The 12,842-nt window shown below is 43.7% G+C and carries 8 protein-coding genes; 1 reads left to right on the top strand and 7 read right to left on the bottom strand.

Going from position 1 to position 12,842, the window contains the following annotated elements; genetic code table 11:
* Positions 1-50: 50 nt before the first annotated feature.
* The 7 genes from IPO27_13855 to IPO27_13825 form a co-directional block, all read right to left on the bottom strand.
* Positions 51-239, bottom strand: coding sequence for a hypothetical protein (locus IPO27_13855; GenBank protein ID MBK8847557.1), 189 nt, complete (start codon positions 237-239; stop codon positions 51-53).
* A 30-nt stretch (positions 240-269) separates the two neighbouring features.
* Complete coding sequence (locus tag IPO27_13850; protein MBK8847556.1) at positions 270-857, bottom strand: hypothetical protein; 588 nt, start codon at positions 855-857, stop codon at positions 270-272.
* A complete protein-coding gene (locus IPO27_13845; GenBank protein MBK8847555.1) occupies positions 850-2,610 on the bottom strand; it encodes a hypothetical protein in 1,761 nt (586 codons plus the stop codon). Before IPO27_13845 ends, IPO27_13850 begins: the two co-directional genes overlap by 8 nt.
* A 2-nt stretch (positions 2,611-2,612) precedes the next feature.
* A complete protein-coding gene (locus IPO27_13840; protein ID MBK8847554.1) occupies positions 2,613-3,782 on the bottom strand; it encodes a proline dehydrogenase family protein in 1,170 nt (389 codons plus the stop codon).
* Between the two features lie 482 nt (positions 3,783-4,264).
* Positions 4,265-4,435 (bottom strand): T9SS type A sorting domain-containing protein, encoded by a 171-nt coding sequence (locus IPO27_13835; GenBank protein ID MBK8847553.1) that lies wholly within the window; start codon positions 4,433-4,435, stop codon positions 4,265-4,267.
* Positions 4,410-10,799, bottom strand: a complete 6,390-nt coding sequence (locus tag IPO27_13830; protein ID MBK8847552.1) for a SprB repeat-containing protein — start codon at positions 10,797-10,799, stop codon at positions 4,410-4,412. The genes IPO27_13835 and IPO27_13830 overlap by 26 nt, the downstream gene beginning before the upstream one ends.
* On the bottom strand, positions 10,739-12,706 hold the full coding sequence (locus tag IPO27_13825) for a SprB repeat-containing protein (protein ID MBK8847551.1): 1,968 nt from the start codon (positions 12,704-12,706) through the stop codon (positions 10,739-10,741). The genes IPO27_13830 and IPO27_13825 overlap by 61 nt, the downstream gene beginning before the upstream one ends.
* Here IPO27_13825 and IPO27_13820 point away from each other — a divergent pair.
* Complete coding sequence (locus IPO27_13820; GenBank protein ID MBK8847550.1) at positions 12,705-12,842, top strand: hypothetical protein; 138 nt, start codon at positions 12,705-12,707, stop codon at positions 12,840-12,842. The two genes, IPO27_13825 and IPO27_13820, sit on opposite strands and share 2 nt — an antisense overlap.

The raw sequence follows: 12,842 nt of genomic DNA, 5'->3' as shown, positions 1-12,842 counted from the left end.
ACAAGTAAAACGACTCTGGTATGGAAATATTTTTTTAAAGCAAAATAATGTCATTTACCTCCTATCGTGGCCTCATACAGGCTTTTTATGCGGATGCGTTGCTTCAATTCCAGACCTTTGTACTTTGAATTAACAATTAGGTCATGCAAATTGTTCTGATAGCTCAAATCAAAATAATTGTTGCTAAAGGTGGCTTCGGCATCTCCCTCGACCCAAATATGAACTGACTTAGAAAAAATTGCTCTTTATGGTTACTACCTCCCTGTTAGCTATTGTGTTAACTTGGCTTCAAATGTAGGGCGGGGCAAGGTTGCCTTTTTTATATCGCCCAATAGCAACACAAAGGGTAAGTCGGTTTTGGTCTTACCAAAGCTATATTGAACATATAGATTATCCCTATTATTGCTACCGCATAGCCTGTTCAATGGTTCGTTAAAAATAACTTGTACACTATTGGCTCCGAGTTCAGCTGCAATTGTTTTCTGAAACAATACGTTACCATCTATCGTAATAATTTTTATTATCAATTCGTTGGTAACAGGCTTAAGCAGATCGCTTACTACCGTTATTGAAAGCGAATCACCCCTTATCCTTGCAAATGCCTGTACGGGCTTAAATACCTTTTGTATCGTGTATGCCGCTGCTTTACTGCTGTGGTTATAATTTAATACAGACCAAGAGGCCGAAGGGTAGCAATCATTAAACTGCCAAAACAAAGTTCCCATGCAAAATGGTTTGTTGGTTCTATGAGCTGCCACGGCATGGTAATATGCATCTGCCTGCACCAACTGACTCAAATATACCCAATCGGTCATGGTTGCAGCCTTCGGATAGTAATCCTCAATGTATTTATTCAACAGCCTGTTGCCCTTGTAACTTCGTTGCAAGGGTTTCAATGTTTTCGCTCTGCCAATTGCTGGCACTGTTTAAAAATTCGGGTATCAACGTTGCATCAGGAAAACTCTGCATACCATACTCACTGCAAAATCGAGGCACTTTTTCATAGAAGCTGCTAAACGGCAACTCGCCATGCCACACTCCCCAATAATGATTATCAAAGTGTAAAAAATCCTCCTGCTTTCCCCAATTGCTTAATGGCGAAGTATGCACATAACTGGCACCCGATGCATTCCGCTTCAATATCGAATCAATTCTTTTTTCAAATAAATCCTTATAATCCTTTCGCAATTGCAACCAGGTTATACTATCATAGGAATAGGATTGTTGCCAACCCCAATTTTTGATAGCCACATCAATCTCATTATTTCCGCACCATAATGCTATGCATGGATGATGTGCAAGTCGCTGCACCTGATATTTGACTTCTTGTGTAACTCGATCAACAAAACCTTTATCGCTCGGGTACAACGTTCCACCAAACATGAAATCCTGCCATATCAATATGCCATATTTATCGGCACATTCATAAAAATAATCGCGTTCATAAATTCCACCACCCCACACCCGCAGCATATTTATATTTAATACCCTGGCTGTGCGGAAATAGGCATCATATACACTATCCGTTACAACCCCCGGAAACATACTTAGCGGAACCCAATTGGCACCTCTAATAAAAATTGGCTCACCATCATGAACAAAACGGAATGAACTACCAATGTTATCCTTGTGGCTCTCAAAACTAACAGCATTAAAGCCGGCAGTCACCGAATAGGTTGCACTATCCTTATTGCTTTTTACAACTACGTTAAAACGATATCTAAAAGGAACTCCACGCTCCCAACTATTCCATACCCGAGGATCCTTTACAGGAACTGCTAATCTATACACAGACTGAGGCGATTCCACCACCATCGCTTTATGAATCCTTCCACAAAAGCCATTAGTCTCAGTAACATCAATTTCAATAGCATCAGCAATCGGTTCTCTCAAGTTAATCGTAAAATAAAAATCACCTAGGGTGCTATCTTTTAAAACCGGCCTAACAGTCACGCTTTCAATACTTGTACCTGACGTACTAAGCAAATAAATATCCTTCCATACTCCACCTGCTGCAAAGCGTGGAGCAAAATCCCATCCATATTGATAGCCGGCCTTTCGGGTATAAGCACTGGTTTTGTGAGGATGCTTGTCATTATCTGCAGGATAAATAAATTTGTTACGCGAATCGTTAACTACGGCTGCTACTGGTGATTTTATTAATACTTTAAGCTTGTTTTTTCCCTCCTTCAAATATGACTTACAATCAAACTCATATTTCAAGAACATACTCTTGGTTTCACCAATACGTGCATCATTTAGGTAGAGTTCAGCATACGTATCAATCCCTTCGCAAATCAATTGTACAAATTTCCCTTCGTTAAAAGCTGCACTAGCATCAAATTCACGCTCATACTCCCAGTTTGTATTTTCCATCCATGCAAGTTCTTGCTCTGCAGCGGGCGAAAATAAATTGTCAATAAATCCGTTTGCTTGCCAATCAACGTATACACTCCCCGGTACAGTTGCTTGATAATAGTTCAATGAATCAGTAGGTTTAAATTTCCATGTCCCATTCAGGCTTATGCGTGCTTCCTGAGCAAATATTGCAGCAGCAGGCAAGCATAGTAGCACAAGAAACTTCAAACTTAATGTACTAGACAAACGCATAGCTACTTGCCCTTCTTCCTTCGTTGTAATTCCCTTTTTATAAGGCTAAGTTCTCGGCTGGTTTGGCCCTTTATCGAAGTATTTTCGCGTGCTCTTCTGAACAGGTAAGGCATAACTGCCGACACAGGCCCGTATGGCACATACTTACAAACATTATATCCGGCACAAGCCAAATTAAAACTTATATGGTCACTCATGCCAAGCAATTGCGAAAACCAAACATGTGCATTAGAGTGCTCTATCCCCTTTTCATCCATAAGTATTGCAAGCAACATGCTACTTGCTTCGTTATGGGTACCTGCACACAAGGCTATATTACTTATATGATCAATGCAGTAGCGTACAGCCTTATCATAATCGGTATCGCTATCTGATTTTGATGCTTGTATAGGCGATGGGTAATTTCGTTCCTCGGCACGCGCTCTTTCTTTTTCCATGTAAGCGCCACGCACCAATTTTACACCAAGCAAGTAAGCACCTTCCTGCGCCTTCTTATGGGATGTCTTTAAAAATTCAACCCGGTCAATCCTGTATAATTGTATGGTATTATATACCCAAGCTACCTTTTTGTTATGAAGGGCCATGCATGCATCCGCCAAATCATCAATTGCTTGTTGTATCCAGCTTTCTTCAGCATCAATAAAAATTCGCACCTCATTTTCAGCCGCATGCCTACATATTCTATGCACTCTGTTTGCTATTCGCTTCCATTCTTCCTTTTCAGCATCTGTTAATGGCTCCTTAGCACTATACTTTTCCAGCAATCCAAATCGTGCTATCCCGGTAACTTTAAATACACAAAACGAAATTTTCTCATTCCCACGCGCCTTATCAATCGTTTGCATAATCTCACTAGCTGTATTCTCAAATGAATCCTCTCCTTCCTGCCCTTCTACCGAATAATCAAGTATGCTACCAACCTTATTATTATGCAGCAAATCAATAGTCGCGTTACATTCTTCAATCGTTTCGCCACCAACAAACTGCTTGAATATGGTAGCTTTTACGATAGGCTTTACCGGCAACCCAATAGCCATGGCCATCTTTGTCAACGGTTCTAATATACGTACCAACCAAGCGTAGTTGATTGTGCTAAACAACATGGAGGCCCTGCGCAAATCATTATCCGATTTATGCGCAAATGCATTTTCTAAATTCTCAAATGACAACATAGATTTTGGAAATATCCGTGCAAATATATTTTATTCTCCAATACAATCATTATTGCCCTTTACCCCTAGCCTCTCGCTTTTTGAACTTAAAAACAGGTTTGGGCGTGCCCCGAAAAAAAGGTGTGTTGTATTAATGTTTTTTTCAGGTCAGGCTGTCCGCTGCTACTCCTCGCCCTACCCACATCCTTCAAGCTGCGGGGTATTCGCTGCCATCCTTCACGCAACTTGCTATGATACATTTCTTGCTGTTTCTCTTCATATATCATAAATCAACAAATGTTCCGTTTCGAATACCCGTCTCTAAAAACTTTCTATATAAATAACACTGCCATCAACACCATCAATTGCCAAGGCAATCTTATCATTTAATAGCGTTTATTAATCCATCGTGTTCAATTGCCTATTCTTTCGTTTTAACATATAACCAAAAAGCCCCTGCCAATTTCTTGACAGGGGCTTCGGTAAATTACTTATTACAAATCTTAATACTGCTTCACCACACGCACTACCTGAACATTATCGTTCATAGTAAAGCGAACTGTATATACTGCTGGTGGGTAAGCACTTAAATCAAAGTTTACTTCATTCAAGCCTTCGTCAGATACCTTACCGAAGTTCTCTACTACCTTACCATTGATGTCTTTTGATATCAATGCTATAGTATGTTGATTGCTTAGCGTTAAATGACACCACAAATCTTCCTAATGTTGGATTTGGATAAACATTGAACTTTGACAACAAGGCCTCGCCTTCCATGGCAGTTTTAATCTTATCACATGGATCTTTTGGATTCACTAAGGTATACATTACCTGCGCAGTACATCCATAAGCACTTGTTACGGTTACTGTATACTTACCAGCCTTCAAATTGCCTATTACCTGCGTGGTTGCTCCATTGCTCCACAAGAAGGTGAATGGACCTGTGCCGCTAGTAGGTTTAGCCTTCAATGATCCATCTTCTGCTCCATGGCAACTTACAGGGGCTACCACTTGTATAATGGCCTTCACTTCATCCTGTACATCCGTAATGGTTACCATGGTGTTTACATCGCAACCCTTACCATCTGTAACTGTTACCGTATAGGTTCCAGCACATAATGAGCTTATCTGGTCACTGGTACTACCATTGCTCCATAAGTAACTATATGGGGCTGTTCCACCAGAAGCTGAGACAGATGCTGTTCCATTACACAATCCGCAAGCAGCGTTGGTACTGTTGCCAATGATAGCAACCAACTTTTGTGGTTGAGTTAAGCTGAACGAAGCAGTGCCCGTGCAACCATTTGCATCAGTTGCAGTTACCGTGTAGATACCGGCTGTTAAATTTGTTGCTATTGCTCCCGACTGACCATTGCTCCATGCATAAGTGTATGGTGCTGAGCCTCCGGTTGCTGTTGCTGTCAATTCACCATCGTTGCCACCACGGCATGATATGCTGTGAGTTTTACTAATGCTCGCACTAATGCTCGCCTGGCCTCCGTTTATTACTACGGTTGCCATGGTCTGACATCCACCCGCATCGGTTACGGTTACCACATAGGTTCCTGCACATACGTTAGCTACTACATCTGTTGTAGCTCCATTGCTCCACAGGTAGGTATATGGCTCGCGTCCTCCATCAACTAATACTTTTGCCTTTCCATCACAACCTTTGCAGGTTGCATCTTTGCCCTTACCTACAGCTACTAAAGCTGCCGGCTGGCCTATCTTTATGGTCGTGCTTGCGCTGCATCCATTTGCATCTGTTACGGTAACCGTATAGATACCTGCTGATAAGGTTGGCTGATGCTTTGTTGTGCTTCCATTGCTCCACAGGTAAGTATATGGTGCTGTGCCTCCGCTAGGCTTTATGGTTGCGCCACCATCATTACCGCCATTACAAGTTGGATAGTGCTTACGATAGAACATCACAATTGTGGCATTCTTATCATCAACCTTTACAGTAGCTGCAGCTGTACAACCATTTGCATCGGTTACCACTACACTGTAGTTGCCACCACACAATCCGGTTGCTGTTGCTCCCGTTTGGCCGTTATTCCATGCATAGCTGTATGGCATGGTGCCTCCACTTACGCTAACAGTTGCTGTGCCATTGCATGCTCCACATAATGCGTTAGTTGATGTAGCAGAAGCACTCATGGTGCTACCTGCATCATCTACCTTCACTGTACAGTTGCTAGAGCATCCTTTTGAGTCGGTTACAGTTACATCGTAGTTGCCGGCACATAATCCTGTTGCAGTCATGGTCGTTTGACCATTACTCCACAGGTAGGTATAGGGTGCCTTGCCACCCGTTGCTGTTGCTGTTGCAGTGCCGTTACATCCTCCGCAGGTTGCGTTGGTTGCTGTTGCATTGCAGGTTACTACTGACTTAGGCTGACCTATCTTAATGCTGCACTCGGTGCTGCATCCTGCTGCACTCCATACGGTTACGGTATAGGTTCCAGCTGATAAGCCTCCAATAGTTGCTGTTGTTGCTCCATTGCTCCATGCATACGTGTATGGGGCGGTGCCTCCTATTACAACTACAGTTGCACTTCCATCATTGCCACCCTGACAACTTACGTTGGTCTTGGTCACACTGCATGTTAATGCCTGGCTGATATCATCTACTTTCACTGTACTCATGCTTGTACATCCCCTTGCATCTGTTACAGTTACATCATAGTAACCGGCACATAATCCTGTTGCAGTCATAGTCGTTTGACCATTACTCCACAGGTAAGTATACGGTGAATTACCACCAGCTGCATTTACTACAGCAGTTCCATTACATGCGCCACAAGTTGAATTAGTTGCAAGGGCACTGGATGTTACGGCTGACTTCGGTTGACCAACTTTAACAGAACACTCAGTGCTACAGCCTTTAGTGCTCCATACAGTTACGGTATAATTACCTGCACTCAAACTTGTAATTGTTGCAGTGGTAGCTCCATTATTCCATAAGTAAGTGTAAGGGCCCGTGCCTCCAGTTACATTCACTGCAGCAGAACCATTGCTTCCACCATAGCAATTTACATTGGTCTTCGAAATAGTGCAGTCAATCAGTTCTCCTTCGTCATCAATCTTAACTGAACTTACATTGGTACATCCTTTTGAGTCCGTAATTGTAAGGGTATATGTGCCACTGCATAATGAACCTGTGCTCAAACTTGTTGAACCATTGCTCCATAAGTACGCATAAGGCGACTTTCCTCCTGATACATTCGCAATGGCTGTTCCATTGCAAGCCCCACAGATTGAGGCACTTGATGCTATATTAATAGTAATTTTCGCGCCATCAAATATGCAAATTACACTCTTAGAGGTGCATCCAGCAGCATCCGTTACTATTACATTATAAAAACCTGGCGTTAAACCACTTATTGAAGAAGTTGTTGCTCCATTGCTCCATGCATACGTATAAGGAATAAGTCCACCGGAAGCAGAAACAGTTGCAGTTCCATTGCTTGCGCCATAGCAAGAAACATTGGTTTTGCTAATGCTTGACATTAACTTGCAACCAGGTTGGTTAACAACTATCACAATCTCTGCATTACAACCGTTTGCATCTGTTACCGTTACCGTATATGTTCCGGCAATGAGGTTACTGCGATCTTCGTTCGTATCACCATCGTTCCATAAGTAGGTATAAACTGGTGTGCCACCTGTTGCCGTTACATCGATAGAGCCATCGCTGCCACCGTTTGTTGTTACATCTGTTGGTGTACCGTTCATGCCTAATACTGTAGGCTCGGTTATCGTGAAGGTTGTGGTCTCTACACAATTTGCTGCATCAGTTACAGTTACGGTATAGGTACCGGCCATTAATCCTGTGCGGTCTTCGTTGGTATCGCCATCGCTCCATAAATAAGTGGTTGCTCCACTAGCGCCTGTTACGGTTAGGTCGATGCTTGCATTGGCTCCGCCATTACATACTATATCAACTGTGATACCGCTTAAGCTCATGCTACAGCCTGGTTCGTTGATGCTAAATGTTACTTCTTCAGTACAACCGTTTGCATCTGTTACCGTTACCGTATATGTTCCGGCAATGAGGTTACTGCGATCTTCGTTCGTATCACTATCATTCCATAAGTAGGTATAAAATGGTGTGCCTCCTGTTGCCGTTACATCGATAGAGCCATCGCTGCCACCATTAGTAGTTACGTCTGTTGGGGTGCCATTCATGCCTAATACTGTAGGCTCGGTTATCGTGAAGGTTGTGGTCTCTACACAATTTGCTGCATCAGTTACAGTTACGGTATAAGTACCGGCCATTAATCCTGTGCGGTCTTCGTTGGTATCGCCATCGCTCCACAAATAAGTGGTTGCTCCACTAGCGCCTGTTACGGTTAGGTCGATGCTTGCATAGGCTCCGCCATTACATACTATATCAACTGTGATACCGCTTAAGCTCATGCTACAGCCGGGTTCGTTGATGCTAAATGTTGCTTCTTCAGTACAACCGTTTGCATCTGTTACTGTTACCGTATATGTTCCGGCAATGAGGTTACTGCGATCTTCGTTCGTATCACTATCATTCCATAAGTAGGTATAAAATGGTGTGCCTCCTGTTGCCGTTACATCGATAGAGCCATCGCTGCCACCATTAGTAGTTACATCTGTTGGTGTACCGTTCATGCCTAATACTGTAGGCTCGGTTATCGTGAAGGTTGTGGTCTCTACACAATTTGCTGCATCAGATACAGTTACGGTATAGGTACCGGCCATTAATCCTGTGCGGTCTTCGTTGGTATCGCCATCGCTCCATAAATAAGTGGTTGCTCCACTAGCGCCTGTTACGGTTAGGTCGATGCTTGCATTGGCTCCGCCATTACATACTATATCAACTGTGATACCGCTTAAGCTCATGCTACAGACTGGTTCGTTGATGCTAAATGTTACTTCTTCAGTACAACCGTTTGCATCTGTTACCGTTACCGTATATGTTCCGGCAATGAGGTTACTGCGATCTTCGTTCGTATCACTATCATTCCATAAGTAGGTATAAAATGGAGTGCCTCCTGTTGCCGTTACATCGATAGAGCCATCGCTGCCACCGTTAGTGGTTACATCTGTTGGTGTACCAGTCATGCCTAATATAGCAGGCTCAGTTACTGTGAATGTGGCTGTTTCTATACAACCTGTTGCATCTGTTGCAGTTACGGTGTATGTGCCTGCTGCTATACCTGTGCGGTCTTCGTTGGTATCGCCATCGCTCCATAAATACGTGGTTGCTCCATTAGCGCCTGTCACGGTTAAGTCGATGCTTGCATCGGCTCCACCATTACATACTACATCTACTGTGAAGCCACTTAAGTTCATGCTACAGCCTGGCTCGTTGATGGTAAACGTTACTTCTGCAGTACAGCCGTTTGCGTCTGTTACTGTTACTATATACGTTCCTGATGTTAGGTTTGTACGGTCTTCATTCGTATCGCCATCGTTCCATACATAAGCGTATGCCGGTGTGCCGCCTGTTGCAGTTACATCTATTGAGCCATCGCTGCCTCCGTTAGTTGTAACATCAGTTGGTGTACCGTTCATACCCAATAATGCTGGCTCAGTTACTGTGAATGTTGCTGTTTCTATACAACCTACTGCATCTGTTGCTGTTACAGTGTATGTGCCTGCTGCTAAACCTGTGCGGTCTTCGTTGGTATCACCATCGTTCCATAAGTAGGTTACAGCTCCATTGTTGCCTGTTACAGTTACATCTATTGATGCATCGGTTCCGCCATTACACAACACATCTATTACTACTCCACTTACAACTTCGTTGCAACCGGGTTCGTTTACTGTGAATGTGGCTTCTTCTGTACAACCGTTTGCGTCTGTTACTGTTACTGTATACGTTCCTGATGTTAAGTTAGTGCGGTCTTCGTTGGTGTCACCATCGTTCCATAAATAAGTGTATGCCGGTGTGCCACCGGTTGCAGTTACATCTATTGAGCCATCGCTGCCTCCGTTAGTTGTTACATCTGTTGGTGTACCGTTCATGCCTAATAATGCTGGCTCGGTTACTGTGAATGTGGCTGTTTCTATACAACCTGCTGCATCAGTTGCTGTTACAGTGTATGTGCCTGCTGCTAAACCTGTGCGGTCTTCGTTGGTATCACCATCGTTCCATAAGTAGGTTACAGCTCCGTTGTTGCCTGTTACTGTTACATCTATCGATGCATCGGTTCCGCCATTGCACAATACATCTATTACTACTCCACTTACAACTTCGTTGCAACCGGGTTCGTTTACTGTGAATGTGGCTTCTTCTGTACAACCGTTTGCGTCTGTTACTGTTACTGTATACGTTCCTGATGTTAAGTTAGTGCGGTCTTCGTTGGTGTCACCATCGTTCCATAAATAAGTGTATGCCGGTGTGCCACCGGTTGCAGTTACATCTATAGAGCCATCGCTGCCTCCGTTAGTGGTTACATCTGTTGGTGTACCGTTCATGCCTAATAATGCTGGCTCGGTTACTGTGAATGTGGCTGTTTCTATACAACCTGCTGCATCCGTTGCAGTTACAGTGTATGTACCTGCTGATAAACCTGTGCGGTCTTCGTTGGTATCGCCATCGTTCCATAAGTAGGTTACTGTGCCATTGTTGCCTGTAACTGTTACATCTATCGATGCATCGGTTCCAACATTGCACAATACATCTATTACTACGCCACTTACAACTTCGTTGCAGCCTGGTTCGTTTATGGTGAATATGGCTTCTTCTGTACAACCGTTAGCATCTGTTACTGTTACTGTATACGTACCTGATGTTAAGTTGCTGCGGTCTTCGTTGGTGTCACCATCGTTCCATAAATATGTGTATGGTGTGGTGCCTCCAGTTGCAGTTACATCTATAGAGCCATCGCTGCCTCCGTTAGTGGTTACATCTGTTGGTGTACCATTCATGCCTAATACGGCCGGCTCAGTTACTGTGAATGTTGCTGTTTCTATACAACCTACTGCATCTGTTACTGTTATGGTGTTGTACCTGCTGCTAAACCTGTGCGGTCTTCGTTGGTATCGCCATCGTTCCATAAGTAAGTTACTGTGCCATTGTTGCCTGTTACTGTTACATCTATCGATGCATCGGTTCCACCACTGCACAATACATCTATTGCTACGCCACTTACAACTTCGTTGCAACCGGGTTCGTTTATTGTGAATGTGGCTTCTTTTGTAGCACCGTTAGCATCTGTTACTGTTACTGTATACGTACCTGATTTTAATCCTATGCGGTCTTCGTTGGTATCGCCATCGTTCCATACATATGTGTATGCCGGTGTGCCTCCTGTTGCTGTTACATCTATTGTACCATCGCTGCCTCCGTTAGTGGTTACATCTGTTGGTGTGCCACTCAAGCCTAATAAGACCGGCTCTGTTACTGTGAATGTGGCTTCGTCCGTACAACCGTTAGCGTCTGTTACTGTTACTGTATACGAGCCTGATGTTAGGTTGGTGCGGTCTTCGTTTGTGTCGCCATCATTCCATAAATATGTATATGGTGTGGTACCTCCGGTTGCAGTTACATCTATTGAGCCATTGTTGCCTCCGTTAGTGGTTACATCTGTTGGTGTACCATTCATGCCTAATACGGCCGGCTCAGTTACTGTGAATGTTGCTGTTTCTATACAACCTACTGCATCTGTTACTGTTATGGTGTATGTACCTGCTGATAAACCTGTGCGGTCTTCGTTGGTATCGCCATCGTTCCATAAATAAGTTACTGTGCCATTGTTGCCTGTTACTGTTACATCAATCGATGCATCGGTTCCGCCATTGCACAATACATCAATTACTACTCCACTTACAACTTCGTTGCAACCAGGTTCGTTTATTGTGAATGTGGCTTCTTCTGTACAACCGTTAGCGTCTGTTACTGTTACTGTATACGTTCCTGCTGATAAATTTGTACGGTCTTCGTTGGTGTCTCCATCGTTCCATACATATGTATATGCCGGTGTACCGCCAGTTGCAGTTACATCTATTGAGCCATCGCTGCCTCCGTTAGTTGTTACATCTGTTGGTGTGCCACTCAAGCCTAATACGGCCGGCTCGGTTACTGTGAATGTTGCTGTTTCTATACAACCTGCTGCATCTGTTGCTGTTACAGTGTATGTGCCTGCTGATAAACCTGTGCGGTCTTCGTTGGTATCGCCATCGTTCCATAAGTAGGTTACTGTGCCATTGTTGCCTGTTACTGTTACATCTATTGATGCATCGGTTCCGCCATTGCACAACACATCTATTACTACTCCACTTACAACTTCGTTGCAGCCGGGTTCGTTTATTGTGAATGTGGCTTCTTCTGTACAACCGTTAGCGTCTGTTACCATTACTGTATACGTTCCTGATGTTAAGTTAGTGCGGTCTTCGTTCGTATCACCATCATTCCATAAGTATGTGTATGGTGTGGTACCGCCTGTTGCAGTTACATCTATAGAGCCATCGCTGCCTCCGTTAGTTGTTACGTCCGTTGGGGTACCGCTCATGCCTAATAATGCCGGCTCGGTTACTGTGAATGTGGCTGTTTCTATACAACCTGCTGCATCTGTTGCTGTTACGGTGTATGTACCTGCTGCCAAACCTGTGCGGTCTTCGTTGGTATCTCCATCGTTCCATAAGTAGGTTACTGTGCCATTGTTACCTGTTACAGTTACATCTATTGATGCATCGGTTCCGCCATTACACAACACATCTATTACTACTCCTGTTACAACTTCGTTGCAGCCGGGTTCGTTTATTGTGAATGTGGCTTCTTCTGTACAACCGTTAGCGTCTGTTACCGTTACTGTATACGTTCCTGATGTTAAGTTAGTGCGGTCTTCGTTCGTATCTCCATCGTTCCATAAATATGAGTATGGTGTGGTACCTCCGGTTGCAGTTACATCTATTGAGCCATCGCTGCCTCCGTTAGTTGTTACGTCTGTTGGTGTACCGTTCATGCCTAATAATGCCGGCTCGGTTACTGTGAATGTGGCTGTCTCTATACAACCTGCTGCATCTGTTGCTGTTACAGTGTATGTACCTGCTGCTAAACCTGTGCGGTCTTCGTTGGTATCGCCATCGTTCCATAAGTAG

The organism is Bacteroidota bacterium, assembly GCA_016714535.1.
GTDB lineage: Bacteria > Bacteroidota > Bacteroidia > AKYH767-A > OLB10 > JADKFV01.
The sequence above is the reverse complement of the archived record's forward strand: the minus strand, read 5'-3'. Positions and strand labels throughout refer to the sequence as shown.